We start from the raw sequence: 24,421 nt of genomic DNA on the forward strand, positions 1-24,421 counted from the left end.
GTTATCTAGCGCTGACTTGCTTCAGATGCGCGAGCACGGCCGCCGGCACCGCTTCTTCCGTCTGGATCCGGCTCGTCTTGATCAGCGGCGGATGATCGGTGCCGATCCCGTAGCTCTGCGCGATCCCGACCAGGTTGTAGTTCTTGCCCGTGACCAGCGCAAGATGGTTCCAGTCGTTGAAATCGTGCAGCGACGCATAGACGGTCCGGCCGAAGGCATCCGACTGGCCGGTCAACGACAACGGGTAAGGGGCGGCCTGCTTCACGCCGTCCAGGTTCCAGTCGCCGAATGCCGTGGCGCTGGTGCCGGCGCCGCGTCCGACATAGTCCGATTCCTTGAGCGCATTCTCGTCCAGATTGAGGCTGCTGCCGTCGGAGTAGTCGATCTTGAAGGTGTCGGAGGCCGGGCCGTGCGGGACCGCGTCGGCGGGATAGGTATAGGCCGCATAGGATGCGCTCGGCAGGCGCGTATTGGGTACCGCGACGCCGTTCCACTCGTTCTGGTGATAGTAGTAGCGCTCGACCGCGTCGGTGCCGGTGCCGTCGGTGGGCACGCCCGACAGCTGGTACAGGTAGTTCATGATGCTGAGGTAGTTTGGCTTGTAGTTGACCGTAAGCTCGTCGCCGCCGTGCCGCAGGCCCAGGCTGTGGCCGAATTCGTGCATGAGCGTCGCGGCCTGGAAGTTCACGCGCATCGTTTCGCCCGCCGCGCTCAGGTTGTTCGCGAGGAAGCCCTTCAAGGTCACGAGCACCTTGTTGCCGGGCAGCTCGGAGATGCCGGACGATCCGCTGCTGCCGTCGCTCTTCTGCGACGACGCGAACAGGCCGTAGCGGAAGAAGGCCCGGCGGCGCGGATCGACGTACTGGCTGTAGTACTGATAGATCGACGTGCAGCCGTTGTCGAGCGCCGTGCGGCTCCCGGTGGCGCTCGCGCTCATCTGCGCGCACTTGCCGAACGTGCGCTCGTGGCTGGCGCCGTCGAGGTTGTAGTGCGCGGTGTCGACTTTGGCGGAGAAGCGCGTGCCCGCATCGAAGTGCACGACGATGTGGTGCGGCGCGAACGCGGCGGCCATCTTGGTCAGCGAGGCCTCCTGCAGCTGCCGGGCCGAATCCTGGGTGGCCGCGCTCGCGTCGTTGCCCATGTAGTCGAGCTGGATGAACATGTCCTTCTGCCCCGGCCGCGCGCCCATCGCGTACAGGTCCAGGCCGGCGTAGGTGCCGCCCGCGGCCTTGGCCGTATCGGGAATGCCGTCGTGATCGCTGTCGGTGACGCCCGCCGCCACGTCGTTCGGTCCGCCCGGCGTGGGGAAGTCGACGAGCGTCCAGTCGGTGCTGGTGCCGGTGACGGTGAATGTGCTGTTGAGGCGGACGATGGACTGGTCGTGCGTGTCCAGCGGATCGAGCGACTGGCTGCCGACGTATGTGGCGGCGGGCGTGGCGAAGGCCGGCACGTTCGCGCCGACCCAGTAGTTCTTGGTGAGCGGCGCGGTGGTGCTGGCGCCGAAGCGGACAAAGTCCACCGTCTTGGCGGCGGCCTGCGCCGTCTTGGCCGCCTGCAGCTCGATGAAGCCCGAACTGTTGCTCCAGTACGGCAGATAGGTCCCGGTTGCGTCGAGGAGATAGACGACCTTGCCGGCGTCGTTCACCGTCGAGTTCTTCAGATAGGGGGATTTCCGGCCGGCGATCACGACGTAGCCGTTGGCCGGGATCGTCACGTCGGGCAGCGCGTAGTTGACCGACGCGCTGACCGACGACGGATCGCTCTGCTTGATGCCGCCGGTGCGCAGCACGTAGTTCTTCAGGTTCACCGCGACGTTCTGCTTGTTGTACAGCTCGACCCACGCGACGCTGTTGGTCGCGGTTGCCGCGTCATAGTCCTTGTCCTGACGGAAATTGCCTGCCACTTCGCTGATGTAGAGCCCGGCGGGCACGTCCGCGGCGGCGCGTTGTCCCGCCATCGATCGGGCGGATGCCTGGGCGGATGCCGCGGCGGAAGCGGACGGCGTGGGACTGTCGTCGCCGCCGCAGGCGGTGAGGAGCAGCGCGACGCACAGCGGCGACAGTTTCCAGAGAATGGGTTGCCGGATATGGCGGTGGCAGACGTGACGCATAGTTATCCCTCGGTCTAGTTATCGGCGATTCGAGCGGCGTGCGGCCCCTGCCTGTTAACCGCTCACATTTTTAAATGAAGCAAGTCCAGCGGATGAATGAAGCGGCTGCGGTACGAAGGCAAATAAATAGGTATCCGAAATGACTGGATTAAGTGAGAGCCCGCCTGATATTCCAGACAGATCTTTCTTTATCTCGTCATTCGGATAGGCAGGCACCGGCGATAAACGCGCGACGCGCGGGAGCGGAGCGCTTCCACGCGATGCTGTTTTCGCCGTGCGGCCCGCCGGACGGACTTCTCGCCGCCGTGCGATACGGGGCGGCGGGTAGATCGAAGGCGGTTTTCACAGAATGCGCCAGCGCTGAATATACTTTGTAATTTTCAGTAATGGAATACGAAAATTAATAAATCCATAACATTACAATTCTTTCTTTTCGATTGGATGGGAAGGTCGATTCGACGCGGGGCGAGTATGTTCGATAAACAAAAATCAATGCGAGACTAAACATGCCGATTCCTTCGGATGACGATGCGGCGGCGCCGGATCCGGCGCATCCGGGCGAGCGCGAGCCGATGAGGATCGGGGGTGAATGCGCGGATCGGATGTGAACCCGCGCGATCCGTTCGCGCGCGGATCGGGTGAGATTCGGGCTGAGGAGGTTGCCTGTTCGATGCGCGTGCGTGCTCCGATCGTGTGCCGGGCGACGGTAGTCCGCCCCCGGCACACGATCGTGCCGGCCGGCGTTCGTCGACGCGAGCGTCATCGGCGACATCGTGCCAGGAGGCGTCGTTCGGGCCGGTTCGTCGTCCGCCGGCACGGCGAAGGCGTTTCGTCTCGCGGCAAGACCCTGCAAAACCCCGGAACCGGCGAAACGAATCGCTTCGGTAAACGCGCGAATGCAAGTCGATGCTTCCCTCGATCCGGGCGGCAAAAAAGGTGCGTAAGAGCCGACACGGATCCGCCACATGCGCTGCGCATAATGAGCGCCTGCTTTGGACCCCATTCTCCTCGCCGTGTGTCGATGCATCGCTTCGCCACGCAGGTTCGGCGGACCCGGCACGCGATTGACCGTGACGCCGACGATCGGCGCCGGCCGGGATCGGCGAAGCAGCGAGGGGCGATGCGGGACATGGGCGGTCGGGGCGATCGCATCTCAAAACCAGTGCGAATGCGCCGCCACGTGGAATTCGCCCGACAGGGGGCTCGGCTTCGCGCTGACGATCGGGTCTGCGGCGCCGTTCGGCGTATCGATGCGGGCCGACGCGTGTCCGGGGAACCAGGAATGCGAAACATGGAGCAGGCGGTTGCCGGGCCGGGTGCGAAGGTGTCGCGACGGGGCCAGACGCGCGGTTTCACGCTGATCGAGGTGCTGGTCGCGCTGGCGATCGTTGCGATCGCGCTCGGCGCGGTGATGCGCGCGATGGGTTCGCTCGCCGCCGATACCGATACGGCCCGGGCGCGGCTTCTTGCGCTATGGAGCGCCGACAACGCATTGAGCGCGATACGCATCGCCTCGATCTGGCCCGACGTGGGGCAGCGCAGCTTCGACTGCCCGCAGGGCCCCTACCATTTTTTTTGCCGGCAGACCGTGAGCGCGCTGGGTAATCCGCTCATGCGCCAGGTGAAGGTCAGCGTGTATCTGTCGCCCGGCAGTCGCACGGTGCTCGCGGCGGTCGTGACGGTGGTGCAGGATGAAGCGCGGCACTGACCGGCGCGCGCGCGGGCGCGCGGCCGGCTTCACGCTGATCGAGATGCTGGTCGCGATCACGCTGCTCGCCGTGATCGCGCTGCTGTCGTGGCGCGGCCTCGACGCCACCGTGCGCAGCCGCGACGATATCGCGACGAGCCTCGCGCAAACGCGCCTGCTTGGCCGCTACTTCTCGCAGCTTCAGTACGACACGCTCAACCTCGCGACGGCGGACGAGGTCTTCGGCCCGCCGTTGCGACTCGGCACCGACGAGCTGGTGCTGGTCCGGCATCTGGGTATCGGCGACGGGCCGGCGATGCTGCAGGTCGTGCGCTACCGGCTCAAGGGGCGCGAGCTGCGCCGCGGTGCGTCCCAGCCCGTGTCGAGCCTGTCCGAGCTGGTCGCGGCGCTCGCGCACATGGACGGTTTCGCGGAAGTGGTCGCGAGCCGCGACGTGCGTTCGATGAAGCTCGCCGTCTGGATCGCGCCGGGCGGGTGGACTGCGAATCAGGCGGTCGTCGCGGCGTCCTATGCGGACTTCCTGTCGAAGCACGGCATCGGCAACGCCACGGCGGTCGGGATGCCGGTGCCGCGCGGCATCCGATTCACCGTGACGACCGGTTCGCCGCCCGGCGAGTTCGAACGGATGATCCCGATCGGCCAGTGACGCCTGCCGCGCGGGCCATGCCGCGCGCCGGCAAAAATGGTCCGTAACATTCGTCATACGCCTGTGACCGGCGCTCCGCTAGTCTGGCTCTTTGCAGCGGCGGGGCGACGGTCAGCCGGATCGCCCCGCGCATCACAGTTCGGTTTCACCACAGAATCGGGAGGCGGGCATGGAGGTCGAGCATCCGCACGGCATGCGTGAGGCTGAGCCGGGGTCGAGCGGGTCGGACCCGCGCGTCGCGGCCGCGTTCGTGTCGCGGGCCAAGGCGTGGCACGGCGAGGGGCGGCTCGACAATGCGGAGCGCGAGTATCGCGCGGCGCTCGCGGCGCAGCCGGATCATCGGGAGGCGCTGCGCTTCTACGGGATCCTGCAGCAGCAGCGGGGCAATCTGGCCGACGCGGAAGCGCTGCTGCTGCGCGCGGCGGCGCTCGCGCCCGACGCCGATGTGCTGGCGGATCTCGGCGCTGTGTTCGCGGCGCGCGGCGGCCTCGATGCGGCGCTCGCACAGTTCGATGCGGCGCTGGCGCTCGACCGGTTGCACGTGCCGTCGCTGGTCCGGCGCGGCAATGCGCTGATGGGGCTGCGCCGTGTCGAGCCGGCCCTCGACGCCTACGACCGGGCGCTCGCCGTGTCGCCGCTGCTGTCGGATGCCCTGTGCAACCGGGGCAGCGCGCTGCGCGCGCTCGGGCGCCTTCAGGAGGCGCTCGACAGCTACGCGCGCGCGTTGACGGTCGATCCGCGTTCATTCGAATCGCACTGCAATCTGGGCAACGTGCTGCGCGACTTGCACCGCTATGCCGAAGCGCTGCTGAACTACGACCGCGCGCTGTCGATCGTGCCCAACCAGCCGCAGGTGCTGTCGGCGCGCGGGCGCACGCTGATCGACCTCGACCGCCCGAAGGACGCGCTGGCGAGCTTCAACGAAGCCATCGCGACGCAGCCCGATTTCGTCGAGGCGCTGTACAACAGCGCGGTCGCGCTGGAGCGGCTGGGGCGGCCGCAGGAAGCGCTTCAGCGGTGCGCGCGCGTGCTCGCGCTCGAACCGGGCCATGCGAAGGCGCACGCGACGCGCGGCAACGCGCTGCTGCACCTGAAGCAGTTCGACGACGCGTTGCAGGCCTATGCGCGCGCGCTCGAACTCGAACCCGGTTCGCCCGATGCGCTGTGCAACCAGGGCACGGCGCTGCGCGAACTGGGCCGCCACGACGAGGCGCTGCAATGCTACGACGCGGCGCTCGCGCGCGCGGCGCAGCTGCCTCAGGCGTGGTGCAATCGCGGCAACGTGCTGCAGGAGCAGCAGCGCTTCGACGCAGCGCTGGAATCGTTCGACCGCGCGCTCGCGCTCGATCCGTCCTATGTCACCGCGTGGTTCAACCGCGGCAGCGCGCTGTTCGAGATGCACCGCTTCGACGACGCGCTCGCCGCGCACGATCGCGCGCTCGCGCTCGACCCGCATCATGTCGACGCGCATTTCGCGCAGGGCTTCATCCTGCTGCGGCAGGGGGATTTCGAGCGCGGCTGGTCCAAGTATGAATGGCGGCTGCGCAACCCCGGGAACGAACACGCGGAGCGGGTGTTCGCGCAACCGAGGTGGTCGGGCGACACGCCGCTCGACGGCCGCACGATCCTGATCTACGCGGAGCAGGGGTTCGGCGACACGCTGCAGTTCTGCCGCTACGCGACGCTGCTGCGCGACGCGGGCGCGCGGGTCGTGCTCGAGGTTCAGCCGGCGCTGCGCGCGCTGATGGGCTCGCTCAGCGGTCCGGCCGAGGTGATCGCGGCGGGCGACGCGCCGCCGCCGTTCGACTGCCATTGCCCGCTGCCGAGCCTGCCGTTTTCTTTCGGAACCGGTTTGCCGACGATCCCGGCCCGCACGCCGTATCTGCACGCCGACCCGGCGCTCGCGCGGCAGTGGGCCGATCGCCTGGGCGAGCGTCGCCGGCCGCGCGTCGGCCTCGCGTGGTCGGGCAATCCCGGGCACCGCAACGATCGTCACCGGTCGATGGATTTCTCGATGTTCGCGCCCTTGCTGGATCTCGACGTCGAATGGATCAGCGTGCAGAAGGACGCGCGCGCGCAGGATGCCGCGCTGCTGGCGCGCACGCCCGTGCGCCGCTTCGACGCCGATCTGCGCGACTTTTCGGACACGGCGGCGCTGATCCGGTCGCTGGATCTCGTCGTGACGGTCGATACGTCGGTCGCGCATCTGACGGGCGCGTTGGGCCGGCCGGTGTGGATTCTGCTGCCGCATCTGTCCGAATGGCGCTGGCTGACCGGCCGCGACGACAGCCCCTGGTATCCGGACGCGCGGCTGTTCAGGCAAACCCGGACCGGCGACTGGCCGCACGTGGTCGAGGCAGTGCGCGGCGCGCTCGCCGAACGGATGCGGCAAGACGGATTCAGCCGCGCGGAGCCGGCCGGGCGGATCTAGCGGAACGAAAGGATGGGGGGGCGCTTTCGGGCGCCGTTGGGGCGATCGGCGGCGTTCGCGCGCCGCACGATCGGACGAGCGGGCTGAAGACATCGGCCGCGGCGGACGGCAAGCCGTCCCGCACGCGCCGGGCTTGGCCGCGATGCCGGGACGGGGGCCGCGTCCCAGGAGAAGAGCGATGGTGTTTGAAGCAGGACGAGGGCTGCCGCGCGAGGCGGCGGTCGACAGCGTGCTGGGCAGCGCGCGCGCCTTTCATCAACGCGGCGCGCTTGCCGAAGCGGAACGAGGCTATCGCGAAGCGCTGCGGATCGATCCGGATCACGCCGATGCCTGGCATTTGCTCGGCGTGCTGCATTTTCAGCACGGCCGGATGGACGATGCCGACGCCGCCATGCGCCGCGCGATCGAGCGCACGCCGTCGGCGCTGTCGCTGTCGAATCATGCGTCGGTGCTGATCGGTCTCGGCCGCCGCGACGAAGCGCTCGCGCGCACCGACGCGGCGCTCGCGCTCAATCCGGCGCATCCTCGCGCACTGCTGCTGCGCGCCGGTATTCTGGCGGACCTCGGCCGCCACGGCGAAGCGGTCGACGGCTATGCGCGGCTGATCGACGTGGCGCCGACGGCCATCGACGCGTGGTGGCGCCGGGGCGACGCGCTGCGGGTGCTGGGCCGCCACGACGAAGCGCTGGCGTGTGCCGATCGCGCGCTGTCGATCGACGGCCGCGCGTTCGATGCGCATCGGCTGCGCGCGCATGCGCTGCGCGACCTGGGTCGGCTCGACGACGCACTGGACAGCTATGGCCATGCGCTCGCGATTTCGCCCGGCCATGCCGAGACGCTGCTCATGCAGGGCCTCGCGTTCGCGGAGCTGGGCCGCCTGGCGCCCGCGCTCGCGAGCCTGAACGACGCGATCGCGAGCCAGCCCGATAGCGTCGATGCGCTTTACAACAGCGCCGTGGTGCTGGAGCGCCTGGGCCGCTACGGCGACGCGCTGGGCCGCTGCGACCGCGCGCTGCGCATCGCGCCGCTGCACGCGGCCGCGCACGCCAACCGGGGCAATGCGCTGCACGGTCTCGCGCGCCACGCGGAGGCGCTCGACAGTTTCGATCGCGCGCTGGAGATCGCGCCGGCCTCGCTCGAAACGCGCTGCAACCGGTCGCAGACGCTGGTCGTCCTGCGGCGGTACGACGATGCGCTCGACGGCTGCGACCGGGCGCTGGCGCTCGACGACGGCTATGCGCCCGCGTGGTTCGCGCGCGGGAAGATCCTGCAGCGCCTGCACCGCTACGACGAGGCGCTGGCGAGCCACGACCGCGCGCTCGCGCTCGATCCCGCGAACGCGTTCGTGCTGTTCCAGCGCGCGGACACGCTGCGCGCGCTGCGGCGCCACGACGAGGCGCTGGCCGGCTACGATCGCGTGCTCGACATCGATCCGGACGACATCGCCGCGCATTTCACGAAGGCGTTCGTCTATCTGCAGACCGGCCGCTTCGAGGCGGGCTGGCCGGAATACGAATGGCGCTGGCGGGAGCGGCAGGTCGGCGCGCACCGGCGCACGTTCGCGCAGCCGCTCTGGCTCGGCGACGCGCCGCTCGACGGACGGACCATTCTGCTGCATGCGGAGCAGGGGCTCGGCGACACGCTGCAGTTCTGCCGTTACGCGGAGCAGGTCAAGGCGCGCGGCGCGCGGGTCGTCCTGGAGGTGCAGGGCACGTTGAAGGCGCTGCTCGGCAGCGTGCCGGGCGTCGATCAGGTGGTCGCCGCCGGCGAGCCGCTGCCGCCGTTCGACGTCCACTGCCCGCTGCTGAGCCTGCCGTTGGCATTCCGTACCGATTTCGCATCGATTCCGCGCGAGGTGCCGTATCTGCGGGCGGAGCCCGCGCGCGTCGCGCAGTGGCGGGTCCGGCTCGGCGAGCGCCGCCGGCCGCGCATCGGCATCGCTTGGTCCGGCAACCCGAATCACCTCGACGATCACAATCGCTCGATCGCGCTCGATCGTCTGCTGCCGATGCTGGCCGATTCGATCGAATGGATCAGCATCCAGAAGGTGGTGCGCGACGACGAGCGGCCGCTGCTCGATGCTTCGCCCATTCGACATTTCGGCGACGAGATCCGGGACTTCGCCGATACGGCCGCGCTGCTGCAGACGCTCGACGGCGTCGTGAGCGTCGACACCTCGGTCGCGCATCTGGCGGGTGCGCTGGGACGCCCGCTGTGGCTGATGCTGCCGTATCTGCCCGACTGGCGCTGGCTGCTCGATCGCGACGATACGCCGTGGTATCCGGCCGCGCGGCTCGTCAGGCAGACGCGCGCGGGCGACTGGCACGACGTGCTCGCGCGGATCGGCGCCGCGCTGCCGTCGCCGGCCGCGGCCTGAGCGGGGCGCGCGCGATGAGGCACGATCACCAGAGGAACGGTGCGGCGGGACCGTCCGCGCTGCTGCAGGCGGCGATCCGCGATGCGCTGCAGAAAGGGCGTGCGCTGCACGAGCGCGGCGATCTGGCCGAGGCGCAGCGTCTGTATCGCGGCGCGCTCGCGCTCGATCCCGCGCATGCGGAAGCGTTGCTGCTGCTCGGCGCGGCCTGCGACCAGCGCGGCGATCTGGTGCAGGCGGAACAACTGATTGCCCGCGCGTTGCGCACCGAACGGCGTCACGCGTGGGCGTTCGCGAATCACGGTCTCGTGCTCGTGAAACTCGGCCGCCACGACGCGGCGCTGGCGCCGCTGCACGAAGCGCTGCGGCTGGAGCCGCGCCATCCGCAAGCGCATGTCAGCCTCGGCAATGCCCTCCTCGGGCTGGGCCGCCACGCCGACGCGCGCGCCGCCTACGAGCAGGCGCTGGCCGTCGCGCCCGCGCTGGCCGAGGCATGGAGCAACCGCGGCAATGCGCTGCGCGCGCTCGGCCACCCGGCGGATGCGCTGATCAGCTTCGACCGCGCGCTCGCCCTCTCCTCCCACGATTACGCGACCCACGTCAACCGCGCGCACGCGCTGCGCGATCTGAGACGCTACGACGAAGCGCTGCGCGGCTACCGTCTCGCGCTCGTCGTGCGGCCGCACACGCCCGAGCTGCTGTCGCTGTGCGGCGCGATGCTGCTGTCGCTCGGCCGCGACGCGGAAGCGCTCGCCTGCTACGAGCAGGTGCTCGATGCCGCGCCGGACGATCCGGACGCGCTTTACAACAGTTGCGTGGCGCTCGATCTGCTGCGCCGCTACGACGTGCTGCTCGAACGTGCGGACCGGATCCTCGCGCGCGCGCCGGAGCATGCCGCCGCCTGGCTCGGGCGCGCGAACGCGCTGCAGGGGCTGCGCCGCCATGCCGAGGCGGCCGACGCTTACGCGCGGGCGCTCGCGCTCGACCCGGGCCAGCGCGCGGCGCTGGGCAATCAGGCGGTCGCGCTGCGGATGATGGAACGCCACGGCGAGGCGCTCGCGCACTACGACCGCGCGCTGGAAAGCCTGGGGCCGAATGCGCCGATGCTCGTCAGCCGGGGCTATACGCTGCAGCATCTCGGCCGCTACGACGACGCGCTCGCGAGCTTCGGCGCGGCGGCCGGGATCGAACCCGCCGATGCGGCCGGCTGGGCGCTGCGCGGCGGCGCGCTGCAGCAGTTGCAGCGTTTCGACGAGGCGCTCGATTGCTATCGCCGGATGCAGGAACTGGAGCCGGGCAAGCGGGCCGGCCACCACGAGGAAGCGTACTGCCGCCTGCTGCTCGGTGATTTCGCCGCCGGCTGGAAGCAGTACGAGTATCGCTGGCGCACCCCCGAGGCGGCCCAGGCGCGTCGTCATGCGGACCGGCCGTTCTGGTCGGGGCGAGAGCCGCTCGCCGGCAGGACGATCCTGCTGCATGCGGAACAGGGCTACGGCGATACGCTGCAGTTCTGCCGCTATGCGGCGCTCGTCGCCGCGCGCGGCGCGACGGTCGTGCTCGAAGTACCGCGCGCGCTGACGGCGCTGCTGGCGTCGCTGCCCGGCGTGCATCGGCTCGTCGCGTCAGGCGATCCGCTGCCGGCATTCGATCTGCAGTGCCCGCTGCTGAGCCTGCCGCTCGCATTCGGCACCGAACTGGCGACGATCCCCGCGCCGGCGCCGTATCTGCACGCCGACCCCGCGCGCGTGCGCGCGTGGGAGCGGCGGCTCGACGAGCGCGCCGCGCGGGGTCGGCTGAGGGTCGGACTCGCATGGTCGGGCAACCCGACGCACGCGAACGATCTGAACCGCTCGATCGCGCTCGACGCGTTCGCGCCGCTGATCGTGCAAGGCGCGACGTTCGTGAGCCTGCAGCAGGCGGTGCGCGAACGCGACGCCGCCGCGCTGGCCGACAGCGGCATCGTGCATTTCGGCGCCGAGCTGCGGGACTTCGCGGAAACGGCCGCGCTGGTCGCGAATCTCGATCTGGTGATTTCGGTCGATACGTCGGTCGTGCACCTCGCCGGCGCGCTCGGCAAGCCGGTCTGGGTGCTGCTGCCGCGCGTGCCCGACTGGCGCTGGCTGCTGGCGCGCGAGGACAGCCCGTGGTATCCGGCCGCGCGCCTGTTCCGCCAGACCCGGCCGGGCGACTGGCCGGCGGTGATCGAACGCGTGGCCGGCGCGCTGGCGGCGCGGGCCTCGGGCGCGGTGTCCGGCGAGCGGGTTGCCTAGCTTTTCGGACGACAAAATGGTCCGTAACACCGGAAATACGTGTGCCACGCCGGCCCCGTAATTTCGAAGGATGGGCGAATCCTATCAATTGATATCGGCGGCGCCGCTCCGGGGCACGGTGGAGCACAGCGCACGAATCATCCTTTCTTCGAGTCTGGGGCAGTGACAATGGCGGCACGCGCGCGCGTACAACGAGACCTTCCTTCCACGACGGTATTGCGCGCGGAGCTTCGGCCGCTGTGCCGCGCGATCGCCGTGATGCTCGCGGCGGGCGTCGCCGCGCACGCGCATGCCGGACTCGTGAACCTGGGGCAGGCGGCGGGCGCGCGCCCGGGCGCGGCGGCGGGCGGCGCCGGCGGCGCGGGCATGACGAATCTCGGCGTGTCGCCGCAGCAGGCGCTGCAGGTGAGCCGGCCGTCGATCCAGAACCTCGGGAATGCGGCGCAGGCCATCGCGGCGCAGATCGCCGCGCAGCGCAACGCGGCGGCCGCGGCGGGTTCGCTCGCGTCGAACGTGCCGAACGGGCTCGCGCCCGGCGGGTTGCAGGTGGCGCCGGGCGCGAGCAGCGACCCGAACAATCCGGTGCTGTGGATCAACGCGAACCAGCCGACCCAGGCGACGGACGGCAGCGGGCACGTGAACGTCGACGTCAAGCAGACCGCGCAGAACGCGGTGGTGACGTGGCAGACGATGAACGTCGGCCGCCAGACCACGCTGAATTTCGACCAGTCGCAAGGCACCCAGACCAACGGCGCGAACAACTGGGCGGTGCTGAACCGCGTGAACGATCCGAGCGGCCGGCCGAGCCAGATCCTCGGCAACGTCACGGCCCAGGGCGCGGTGTACGTGATCAACCGCAACGGCATCCTGTTCGGCGCCGGCTCGCAGGTCAACGTGCATTCGCTGGTCGCGTCGTCGCTCGACCTGCTGAACCTGAGGAACACGGTCCAGCAGAGCGGCGGCGACGTGGCCGCGAGCAACAAGATATTCCTCAGCATGCCCGCGGGTACCGCGGGCGGGCTCGCGAATCCGGAGGCGAGCAATTCGTCGACCGGGCAGGCGTACACGCCGAACGCGATCCTCGGGCTCGGCAACCAGGCAACCGTGTCGTCCGCGAGCCAGTATCAGCCGCCGGGCGACATCCAGATCCAGCAGGGCGCGTCGATCGCGACGCATGCGAACGGCACCGCGAGCGACGGCGGTTTCGTGCTGGTCGCGGCGCCGAACCTCAACAACGGCGGCAGCATCAGCGCGACCGACGGGCAGGTGGTGCTGGCGGCGGGCGTCGGCGTGAGCCTGGTGCCCAACGCGGGCGCGCCGCAGGTGCTGCAGCCGGAATTGAGCGGCAGGGTGGGGGTGGGGAGCGGCCAGAACCTGGTCGACATCACGCCGGCGGGAACGCTGACCAATACCGGCATCGTCCAGGCCGTGCGCGGCAACATTAACCTGCTCGGCAGCCGCGTCGCGCAGAACGGCGTGGCCGGCGTGACGACGAGCATCAACACGCCGGGCAGGATCACGATCTCGACCGGCGACGAATACAACTCGAACAATCCGCTGGGGCAGCCGTACACGGCGGGCGGCAAACCGGTGACCACCCAGCTCGGCTTCGGCGGGGACGCGCCCAATCGCGCGGGCTTGCTGACCTTCGGCCCGAACTCGGTCACGACGGTCATGCCGGACTCGAACGGCCAGACCGCGACGTCGGCGCCGGGTACGACGTTTGCGCCCGGCAGCGTGTCGATGACGGCGGGGTCGGTCTGGTTCCAGGGCGGCTCGCTGATCGAGGCGCCGGGGTCGACGGTGACGGTGGCCGCGCTGACGCCGTCCAGCAGCAACGCGGCCACCGCCTCGACGCCGTCGCAGCCGCCCGGCGACACGGCGGTCCAGGGGCGCATCTATCTCGACACGGGCGCGACGATCGACGTGTCGGGTCTCGCGAACGTCGAGTTGCCGATCGCGGCGACGCTGGTCACGATTCCGCGCATCGGCCAGAACGAGCTGGCCGATTCGCCGCTGCTGCGCAACGGCTTCCTGTTCGGCACCAAGAACATCGTGGTCGACAGCACGCTCACGGGCACCAACAGCGACGGCCTGCAATGGGTCGGCAGCCCGATCCTGAACCTGACCGGCGCCGTGAGCCTGATTCCGCGCACGGTCGACCAGCTGCTGACCAACGGCGGCACGATCACGCTGTCGGGCAACCAGGTGATGACCGCGACCGGCTCGTCGATGAACCTGAACGGCGGCTATGTCCACTATGACGGGGGCAGGGTCAACACCACGCGCCTCGTCGACGCGAACGGCGCGCTCGTGCCGATCGGCCAGGCGAGCCCTTACGACACCTATGTCGGCATCGCCGGGCAATTCGTCGAGAGCCATCCGCGCTGGGGCGTGACGACCAACTGGTTCAACCCGATCGTGACGGGCGGCGCCTATCAGTCCGACTACATCGTCGGCGGCAATGCGGGCACGCTGAACCTGTTCGCGTCGCAGGCGCTCGTGCTCGACGGCGCGATCACGGCGCTCGCGTTCGGCGGGTCGAAGCAGGTGCAGGGCAACAGTCAGCCGAGCGGCGGCACCTTCAACCTGGGGAGCGATCCCGCGTCGACGCTGACCGGCAACCTGGCGGGGCTGAGCCAGGGCGCGGGAACCGCCGTGAGCGGCGTATCCGGCCGCGTGATCCTGCAGGACAGCGCGCCGCAGCTCGGCAGCGTCGCGCCGGGCTTCTCGATCGACACGCCGCTCGATGCCGCCGCGTCGAACAGCCTGTCCGGCACCGATCCGAACAACCTGCTGGCCACCATGGTGGTGCCGGTCGATACGCTGAACGCGGGGGGATTCTCCAAGCTCAGCGTCAAGGAAGACAAGACCGGCGGCAAGGGATTCACGGTCGCGGAAAACACCCGGCTGCAACTGCAGCCCGGCGGCTCGATCACGCTGTCCAACCAGATCGGCACGGATTCGGTGCTCGGGGCGCTGATCGTCCCGTCCGGCACGATCTCGATCTCGAGCGGCGGCGATCTCGTGGTCGGCCGCAACGGGCTGCTCAGCGTCGCCGGCCAGTGGGTGAACAACGATATCCAGATGGCGCCGGGCACCACGCCGGGCGGCAGCCAGTTCATCAACGGCGGCAGCATCACGCTGGCGACGGTGCCCGGTTCCGATATCACGCCGAGCCACCCGGACATGACCGGCTCGATCGTTCTGCAGCCGGGCAGCGTGATCGACGTGTCCAGCGGCGGGCAGATGCTGGCGAACGGCCAGATGCTGATGCAGAACGGCGTGGCGGCCGGCAAGGCCGGCAACCTGTCGTTGCTCGGCTATGACGCGCCGAATGGCGCCTCGCAATACGGCATCGATGCGGGTCAGCCGACCTTGCCGACCAATCAGCCGTTGGCCGGTTCGATCCAGCTGGGCGGCACCATCAAGAGCGCCGGTTTTTCGGGCGGCGGCACCTTGACGCTGCAGGCGCTGGGTTTCCAGATCGGCGGCGATCCGGCCCAGGCGCCGGGATGGGCGTTGATGCTGCCGGGCGATTTCTTCGCGCAGCAGGGCTTCGGCAAGTACGTGCTGAATGCGCTTTACGACGCGACGGTCGCGCCCGGCGCGACCGTGCGCCTGACCCAGCAGAACCTGATTCCGAATGCGGCGGCGCTGCAACAGGCGGCCACGGGTACCGATCTGTCGAGCGCTGCGCTGACCGCGCCCGGCACGCTGGATGCCTATCACCGTCAAGCCACGAGCCTCGTGGTGACGGGCGGCGGCTACGCGGCGTGGAGGAACCTGGCCGGCGCGATTCCCGCCTACGCCGGCGTGACCGGCGGCGTGACGGTCGGGCAGAACGCATCGATCGTCGGCGATGCGGGCGCGAGCATCGGGCTCGGCTCGCCCGCCCAGGTGACGGTGCTGGGTTCGCTGATCGCGCCGGGCGGTTCGATTACGCTGAGCGCGGATTCGACCAGCGGCTATCTGGCGCAACCGGGCCAGTACGTCGGTCCGGGCGGCTTCACGAGTGCCGGCAAGTCGGTGTGGCTCGGTCCGAACGCGGTGCTCGACGTGTCCGGCGTGGCGCTGACCAACCCGCTCGCCGCGCCGGTCAGGAACGGCGCGGCGACGTTCACGCCCGATACCGGCAAGGTGCTGCCCGGCGGCTCCGTGGCGATCTCGGACGACACCGGCTACGTGGTCGCGCAGAGCGGGTCGCGGATCAACGTGTCGGGGGCGTCGGCGGCCTTCGATCAGTTGCAGGCCAACGGCGGGTATGCGCGGCAGCCGGTGTGGAGCGACGCGGGTTCGATCACGATCGGCGCGTCGAGCGGCCTGTACTTCGACGGAACGCTCAGCGCCCGACCGGGCGCCGGCGCGGCGCAGGGCGGCTCGCTCGCGATCGTGGCGGAAGTGAATCCCATTGCGTCCGCCAGCGAAGCGGGGGGCGCCAAGGCTCCGTTGCCCGGCGCGACGGCCCTGATCGTGCAGCAGAGCGGGGATCTCGCGCCGGCGGGGCTCGCGCCGGGGCAGGATCTCGTCGATCGCGTCGGCGTGCCCTACACCACGCCGGCGAGCAGCAAGGCTTATCAACCCTCGGGCGTGCTGCGGTTCTCGGCGGACCGTCTCACGGGTTCGGGCCTCTCGACCCTGGTGCTCAACGGCACGACATCGCTGAACGGCGCGCCCGACAAGACGCCGGTGCCGGTCGCGTTCGCGGGCAACGTCGACCTCACGCTCTCCAAGGCCGTGGTCATCGATACCGGCAGGCTGATCGCGCTGCCCGCCGGCAGTACCTCGATTCCGTCGACCTCCGCCGGCACGAGCGCGATCGGCGCGCCCGCCGTGTCGATCGACGCGCCCTACGTCGCGCTCGTCGGTCCGGCGTTCGCCAATACCTCGGTCACGATGTCGCCCGTGCAGGCGCTCGCGGACGGCACGCTGAACGTCAACGCATCGTTCATCGATCTGGAAAACCAGTTCCAGCTCAACAACTTCGGCCAGGCGAATTTCACGAGCAGCGGCGACATCCGCCTGAGTTCCACCAACTTCAGTCTCGCGAACGGCGCACCCAACGCGCTCGCGGCCGGCGAACTGTTCACGCCGGGCAACCTGGCGTTCACGGCGGCGGATCTGTATCCGTCGACCGGCAGCACGTTCATCGTCGACGCGGTCGGCCCGACCGATCCGTCGACCGGCAAGCCGAAGCCGACCACGATCACGTTCGCGTCGAACGGCGCATCGGCGACGCCGCTGTCGGCGGGCGGCGCGCTGCTGGTCGATGCGACGAACATCGTGCAGGGCGGAACCGTGCGCGCGCCGTCGGGCACCCTCGTGTTCGGCGTCGGCGATCCGACCAGTGCGACGACCCAGGCGCAGTTCAACAACCTGCCGCTCGTCGCGACGAATTCGGTCGCGCTGACGAACGGCAGCGTGACGTCGGTATCGAACGGCGGCCTCGTCATTCCGTACGGCACGACCGTCGACGGCGTGGAGTGGCAATTCAATCCGCTCGCCAATGCGAATGCCGCGCCGGATCTGACGGCGCCGCCTTCGAAGTACATCGGCGTGAACGGCGGCAGCGTCGCGCTGAATCCGGGCGCGAAGATCGACCTGTCGGGCGGCGGCAACCTGCAGGCGGCCGAATGGGTCGCGGGCACGGGCGGCACGCGCGACATCCTGTCGCAATACAGCGTGAACTACGCGACGAATCCCACCGGCACCGCGGTGCCGGTGAACGTGGGCGCGGGCAACGTCTATGCGATCGTGCCGGGCGCGCAGTCGCCCGTCGCCGCGTACGATCCGATGTTCGCGCAGTCGCTGCAGCCTTCGCCCAACAGTAACGGCACGGTGGGGACGACCGCGCAGAGCATGGGCGTGGGCCAGGCGTCGCTGACGGACGGGGTGGGCCAGTCGGTGTACCTGTCGGGCGTGCCGGGGCTCGCGGCGGGCTTCTACACGCTGCTGCCGGGCAAGTATGCGACGCTGCCGGGCGCCTTCCGGGTGACGGTGTCGAGTCTCGGCGGCGCGGTCGCGCCGGGCGCGAGCCAGGTGCTGCCCGACGGCACCGTGTCGGTGGCCGGGTACTTCGGCAACGCGCTGTCGGGCAGCCGCAGCGCGACGCCGACGCTGTTCAACGTCCAGTCCGGCCCGGTGTGGCAGCAGTACTCGCAGTACACGCTGAGCGGGGCCAACACCTTCTTCCCGACGCAGGCGGCGAGCCAGGGCAACGTGTCGCCGGCGCTGCCGGTGGACGGCGGGCAGCTGGTGCTGGGCGCCGTCAAGGCGTTGACGCTGGGCGCGACGCTGAACGCGGCGGCGGGCACGGGCGGCGCGCCGGCGGAGGTCGACGTCGCGTCGCAGGACATCCAGATCACCGGCAACGGCGCGGCGGCGCTGCCGGGATACCTGCAGATCGGCGCGGACGCGCTCGACTCGCTGAACGCGGGCAGCCTGCTGATCGGCGGCACGCGTTCGCAGACGTCGAGCGGCATCGCGATCAACCCGATCGCGAACAGCATCGTCGTGTCGAACACGGCGAGCGATGCGCTGAAGGGCCCCGAGATTCTGCTCGCGACGAAGACCGACGCGACCGGCACCGATCCGAACGCGGCGAATGGGCTGCGCGTCGACGCGGGCAGCGCGATCACGGCGAACGGCGCGTATCCGGCGGCGAAGGATGCGCCGATCGCGGTGTCGGGCGACGGCGCGCTGCTGCGCGTGTCGAACGGCGCGATGGTTCCCGTGACGCGCACGAATGCGGCCGGCACGGGCCTCCTGAGCGTGGGCGCGGGCGCGACGCTGACGGGCGGCGCGGCGCTGACGCTCGATTCGTCGGGCAACCTGAAAGTGGACCCGAGCGCGGTGCTCTCCGCGCGCGCGATCGCCGCCGACGGCTCGGCCATCACGTTCACGAACGCCACGGGGCCGGCGGCCGCGAACCTGCCGGGCTTCGTGCTGAATGCCGCGGGGCTCGCGCAGCTCGCGAACGCGCAGCAGGTGATCCTGCGCAGCAGCGGGGCGATCAACTTCGTGGGCAATGTGTCGGCGACGTTCGGCAGCAGCGTCGATCTGAGCGCGGGACGCTTCGCGAGCGACGGCGGCGCGGTCACGCTGAACGCGCAGCAGATCGCGTTCACGAACGAGACCGGCGCGCCGGCGACGGGCGCCGCGTCAGGCGGCGGCACGCTGACCGTGAACGCGAAGGAGATCGACCTCGGCGCCGGCAACAAGACCGTGAGCGGCTTCGGCGCGGTGACGATGAACGCGACGGGCGGCATCGTCGGGCAGGGCAGCGGCACGTTCGATTTCGGCGCGCTGCCCGTGACGATGAATGCGCCGGTGTATTTCGCGGATACCCGCTCCGCATCCACCGTGAAGACGACCGGCGCGCTGAACCTGAACGGCGCGGCGGGCACGGCGCTTGCGCTGACGCCCGTGGGCGGCGCGTGGCATTTCGTCGGCGGGACCGTCAACGACAACGCGACGCTCAGCGCGCCGGCGGGGAACGTGAGCCTGGAGGCGACCACCGGCGATCTGACGGTCGGCGGCGGCGCGAAGATCAGCTCGGCCGGCGTGTCGAAACAGTTCTTCGATCTCGTGCAATACGCGCCCGCGGGTGCGATCGCGCTCACGTCGGATATCGGCTCGGTCAACGTGCAGCAGGGCGCGACGCTGGATTTCTCCGGCGCGAACGGCGGCGGCGCGGCGGGCGTCGTCGTGCTGTCGGCGCCGCAACAGGTCGTGAACCTGAACGGCACGCTGAAGGGCAACGCATCGCCGGGCTTCGCGGGCGGCTCGTTCTCGCTGAACACGGGCGGGGCGGTGAACCTCGACGGGCTGGCGGGCACGCTCGCGTCGAGCGGCGTGAACAACGCGATCGCGATCCAGACGAAGTCGGGCAACCTCACGCTGTCGCAGGGGAACACGCTGACGGCGCAGCAGGTTGCGCTGACGGCCGACGGCGGCGTCGGCGATCCGGGCAACGGCAACGTGCGGATCCTCGGGACGGTCAACGCATCGGGCAAGGCGGGCGGCGAGATCGATCTGTACGGCCGCAACGGCGTGGACGTCGAGGGCGCGCTGATCGCGCGGGCCTGCGCATCGGGCAACGCGTGCAGCGACCCGCAACTGAATCCCGCGCAGCGCGGCGGCACGGTCAACATCGGCATCAAGGGCGTGCCCGATACCTCGGGCGGCGTGGCGCAGCTCGATCCGACCTACGGCTACGAACGGATGTCGAAGGGCGGTTCGGGGGCGATCACGATCGGCCCGAACGCGCAGATCGACGTATCGGGCGGCACGGCGGGCGGGCTGTCGGGCGGGACCGTGCGTTTGCGCGCGCCGGTGCTCGACGACCGGACGGTGAACGTCACGCTGAATCCGACCGCGACGATCACCGGCGCGCGCGCGGTGAACCTCGAGGCATACGCGGTGTGGAGCACGACGGACCCCGGCACGGGCGCGAAGCATTTCGACGGCATCGTCGATCCGGCGGGGTGGTACGACCCGACGGGGAATCTGGTCGGGGGCACGTTCACGAGCCAGGACGGCAAGACCACGATCACCTATACGCCGGGCAGCGGCGGCGCGGCAGGCACGCTGTCGAGCGATCCGGGCGCCTCGGCGGCCCAGATCGCCGCCGATCTGGCGGCGCTGCTGCAGAACGACTTCTTCGCGCCGGGAACGGCGAACGCGAATCACCAGACGTTCTACGGCTACCAGAACGGAGACGCGACGAAGGCGGTGCCCGGCACGCTGATGGGCTTCGTGCAGCACGGGCTGGATGGCGTCGCGCAGCAGTTCGCGGGGACGCGGGTCGCGAACTTCAACGTCGTGCCCGGGATCGAGCTGGACAATCCGAGCCCGAGCATCAACGGCGGCGACATCTCGGTGCTGACGAACTGGAACCTCGGCGCGGGGGCGTCGCCCACGCAGCTCGCGTTCCGGTTCAATGGACAGGCGCCGGACGTCACGTTCCGCGCCGATAACAACGTGAAGGTCAAGGCGAGTCTGACGGACGGGTTCTTTCAGATCGCGAATCCGACGGGAAGCGTGGCGACGATTCAGGTGCCGGCGGGGTCGAGTTTCAATACGACGTATGCGGAATTCAATAGCAAGCTACCGGGTGCCAGCCAGCCTTTCAGTTACTACAGCAATGCCAATGGCTACAACTATGGGATTACGGCGCCGGTCAACTTCACGGTGACGCCAGCAAATGCGGCAGAGGTGGCGCAATACGAAGGCCAGTACAACGCCTATTTCCAGTTTCTCAGCGCGTCCTCAGGACTTAAGCCACCCGCTACCACCGCATTCTTGGCGGCGGCGGGATTCAACAATGCTTCGTCAGCGATTGCCGGTCAGCCTACTTTATCGGTTTTACCTCCGACGGCAGCGGCAGCGGCACAGGATGCCACGCTGTACTTGCGGTACTTGGCAGATTACACGCGAGTTTTCAAGGCATTGTTGAATATAAACGCCAAGACGGGCGTGTATGGAAAGCTGCCGTTTCTGCGTCCCCCTCCGCCCGTGCTTGGACCTTTAATCACCTCAACGACAATCAGCAACGGCACGCTGTCTACCGACAACTCGCCTTCGCCTGTGCCCGTCGCCGGCGACGCGCTGCCGCTTTTGTCCGCGTCTTTGACCGGTGGATCGAGTTCATCGTTTCGCATCGTTTCAGGTTCAAACCTGTCGAGCGCCAATCCTCTGTCTTTGCAGGCATCGTCGTTGTTTTCGGGGGCGTCGGGGGCAACCGGGCAGAGCGGCGGCAATGTCGTGCTCAGTGGGAATTTCGACTATAACAACGCGAATAGTCCGAATAACCCGAACAGTCTGCTGATCGTCGCTCCGACGATGATACGCACGGGTATCGGTTCGATAGACATCGCCGCGGGCAACAATGTCGCGCTGTTCGATCCGGCCAGCGCACAAAATCCGGCGACGATCCTGCCTGGCGTGATCTACACGGCGGGTGCACCGGCAGCCGGCGCGCCCGCGTCGAACAACGCGGCAACGATCGTGAACGGGGCTTCGCAAGGTAAGCCCAATACGTTCGTTTCCGCCAGCGTCAACCCGGATTCCGCGGGCGATATTTCGATCCAGGCGCAGGGCGGCATTTCCGGTGCCGGAAATGTCGTCGACAAGACGGGTGCGATATCAGGCAATGCGGGGCAGAACATCGGCCAATTCTGGTGGCCATGGATGGAGCTCGGCAATCCGGGCGGCCCGAGCGGCCTCACGCAAACCTCGATCAATTTCGGCGGATTCGATCAGGGCGTGATGAGCGTCGGCGGCAATGTGTCGGTCAGTGCGGGCGGCAACATCACCGATCTGTCGGTTTCCCTGCCGACCACCTGGTATCTGACGAATGCCGGTACGGGAACGCCGGCCGTCAACACCGTCGGCGGGGGCAACCTCTCGGTCAAGGCGGGTGGGGACATCCTGAGCGGAAGTTACTTCGTCGCGAAAGGGACGGGCAGCATCGACGCGGGTGGAGCGATCCGCTCCGACGGCGTCAATTACACGACTTACAACCCCAACGTCGGCCAGGCGGGGCAACTGCCGACGCTCTCCCTGGGGCCGGTGTCCACGGTGCTCGCGGTGCAGGACGGCACGTTGAATGTCAGTGCCCGGCAGGGTGCGGATATCGGCGGGGTAGTCGATCCGTCCTATCTGCCGGGTGGAGATGGCCAGGGATACTCGAGCGCCTCGGCAGTCAACGTCGCATCGACAACCGGCGACGTCACGTTCGGCACGCTCGGTTCGGCGGCCGCTAGAGCCCTGCTGCAGGGAGGCAGCGCCATCCTGCCGGCGAACGTGAACCTGACCGCGTTCACGGGCGGCATCACCATCGCATCCAGCGGGGAATTGTTCCCGTCGGCGACAGGCAATCTCAACCTGATCGCGGATCAGACGATCAATCTCTCCACGTTGAACGGAATGGCGCTCGGCCTGACGACAGGGGGCAACAAGAATCTCGCATCGGCGCCGATATTCGGCATGCTGGATGTCGACCCCGCATCGATGCCTTCGCCGACGAATCCCAATGCGGGCGTGATCTTTCCCAATACCAGTACGTCTTCCGCGCACGCGCAAAATGCGCTCCATGCGAACGATACGGTTCCGGTTCGCATCTACAGCCTGAACGGCAGTATCGTCAACGGTATTCTGGAGCCGGTTGGTGCGAAAAATGCAGGGTTCTACGACAACCTGATTCCCGTTTTTGTCGACAAGCCCGCGTTGATTCAAGCGGGCCAGGACATCGTGAATCTCTCGTTCCAGGGGCAGAACCTGCGCCGCTCCGATATCACCCGGATCGTTGCGGGACGCGACATCTACGATACGCCGCTAGTCAACGCTGGAAACAGCCCCGCGATACCGAGCCTGATCCTGGGCGGTCCTGGAACCTTCGACGTCGAAGCGGGCCGCAATATCGGGCCGCTGACGAATCAGGGCGAAGAATATGCGGTGTATAACACGGCCAATCCGGGGTTGCCGACCGGTATTCTCGCGGTCGGCAACGCGAACAACCCGAACCTGCCGCACGAAAGCGCGAACATCCAGGTGCTGTTCGGCGTTGGCCCGGGTATCGACGACGCGGGGTTCATCTCGACGTACATCGATCCGTCCCGCTCGGTGCCGGGCGTCCCCAGCACGACGCCCGCGCTGATCGCGTTCATGGAGCAATACGATGCCGGGCTGAGCGTGGACACGGGTCTCGCGGCGGACAAGGCGGCCGCGCAGAGCCGGGTCGGCACGTTGACGGCACAGCAGGCATGGGCGCAGTTCCAGGCGCTGCCGCCCTATGTGCAGCAGCTGTTCGCCGAACAGGCGCTGTTCAGCGTGCTGACCAGCGTGGGCACCGACTACAACAATCCGGCCAGCCCGTACTACCAGCAGTACGCGCGCGGCTATCAGGCGATCAATACGCTGTTCCCGGCTTCGTTCGGCTACACCGCGAACCATCTCGGCGGCGGCAGCAACGGCGCGAACCAGCTGATCGGCACCGGCAATCTCGACATCCGCAGCACGACGATCCAGACGCAGCAGGGCGGCAACGTCTCGATTCTCGGGCCGGGCGGCCAGGCGCTGGTGGGCAGCACGTCGGCGCCGCCGGAGATCGTCGCCGCGAACGGCAAGGTCGTCGCGGGGCCGGGGACGCAGGGCATCCTCACGCTCGAGCAGGGCGACATCAACATCTTCACCGACCGCAGCGTGCTGCTCGCGCAGAGCCGGATCTTCACCGAGCAGGGCGGCGATATGACGATCTGGAGTTCCAACGGCGACATCAACGCCGGCAAGGGCTCCAAGTCGGTGGCCGATACGCCCGCGCCCAACTACGTGTGCGATGCGAATCACTACTGCACGGTCGATGCGCGCGGCGAAGTCACGGGCGCGGGCATCGGCACGCTGCAGTCGCTGCCGGGCGTGCCGCCGGGCACGGTCAACCTGATCGCGCCGCGCGGCACGGTGGATGCGGGCGATGCGGGGATCCGCACCGGCAATCTCAATGTCGCCGCGCTGCAAGTTGCGAACGCCGACAACATCCAGGTGACGGGCAAGTCGACGGGGATTCCGGTCGTCGAGGCGGTGAATACCGGCGCGCTGACGGCCGCGAGTTCGGCCGCGTCGGCCGCGAGCCAGATGGCGCAGGATATCGTGAAGAACAATGCGTCGGGCGGGGGGGCGCGCCGCTGGGCGATCACGGTGCAGGTCGAGAGCTTCGGGGAAGGCGGCGACGACGGGCGCAAGAAGCGCAAGCAGGCGCAGGTCGGCTACGACTCGTCCAGCGCGGTGTCCATACTTGGGTTCGGCGGCGTGGGGAAAACGCAGCGGGCGGTGCTCAGCAAGGCGGAGCAGGACAAGCTGGGGAAGATATAGCGCGGTTCGTCG

General features: G+C 68.8%; 8 protein-coding genes. 6 read left to right on the forward strand and 2 right to left on the reverse strand.

Annotated elements, in window-relative coordinates; translation table 11 throughout:
* Position 1 precedes the first annotated feature (1 nt).
* Together RZR99_RS14985 and RZR99_RS14990 are read right to left on the reverse strand one after the other, a co-directional pair.
* Positions 2-2,110, reverse strand: a complete 2,109-nt coding sequence (locus RZR99_RS14985; RefSeq protein WP_323120561.1) for a lamin tail domain-containing protein — start codon at positions 2,108-2,110, stop codon at positions 2-4.
* A gap of 400 nt (positions 2,111-2,510) precedes the next feature.
* Positions 2,511-3,113 carry a hypothetical protein gene (locus RZR99_RS14990; protein ID WP_323120562.1) on the reverse strand — a complete coding sequence of 201 codons (603 nt, stop codon included), beginning with the start codon at positions 3,111-3,113 and terminating at the stop codon, positions 2,511-2,513.
* Positions 3,114-3,401: 288 nt separating this feature from the next.
* On the opposite strand from RZR99_RS14990, the gene gspI reads away from it, so the two are divergent.
* The 6 genes from gspI (at position 3,402) to RZR99_RS15020 (ending at position 24,409) form a co-directional block, all read left to right on the forward strand.
* Positions 3,402-3,818 (forward strand): type II secretion system minor pseudopilin GspI, encoded by a 417-nt coding sequence (gene gspI, locus RZR99_RS14995; RefSeq protein WP_323120563.1) that lies wholly within the window; start codon positions 3,402-3,404, stop codon positions 3,816-3,818.
* A complete protein-coding gene (locus tag RZR99_RS15000) occupies positions 3,802-4,464 on the forward strand; it encodes a PulJ/GspJ family protein (protein WP_323120564.1) in 663 nt (220 codons plus the stop codon). The genes gspI and RZR99_RS15000 overlap by 17 nt, the downstream gene beginning before the upstream one ends.
* Positions 4,465-4,633: 169 nt before the next feature.
* On the forward strand, positions 4,634-6,895 hold the full coding sequence (locus RZR99_RS15005) for a tetratricopeptide repeat protein (protein ID WP_323120565.1): 2,262 nt from the start codon (positions 4,634-4,636) through the stop codon (positions 6,893-6,895).
* Positions 6,896-7,073: 178 nt separating this feature from the next.
* Positions 7,074-9,272, forward strand: a complete 2,199-nt coding sequence (locus RZR99_RS15010) for a tetratricopeptide repeat protein (RefSeq protein ID WP_323120566.1) — start codon at positions 7,074-7,076, stop codon at positions 9,270-9,272.
* 14 nt (positions 9,273-9,286) lie between these two features.
* A complete protein-coding gene (locus RZR99_RS15015; RefSeq protein ID WP_323120567.1) occupies positions 9,287-11,539 on the forward strand; it encodes a tetratricopeptide repeat protein in 2,253 nt (750 codons plus the stop codon).
* A 258-nt stretch (positions 11,540-11,797) separates the two neighbouring features.
* Complete coding sequence (locus tag RZR99_RS15020; RefSeq protein ID WP_407655453.1) at positions 11,798-24,409, forward strand: filamentous haemagglutinin family protein; 12,612 nt, start codon at positions 11,798-11,800, stop codon at positions 24,407-24,409.
* The last annotated feature ends 12 nt before the right edge of the window (positions 24,410-24,421 follow it).

The organism is Burkholderia alba (assembly GCF_034721475.1).
Classification (GTDB): Bacteria; Pseudomonadota; Gammaproteobacteria; order Burkholderiales; family Burkholderiaceae; genus Burkholderia; species Burkholderia alba.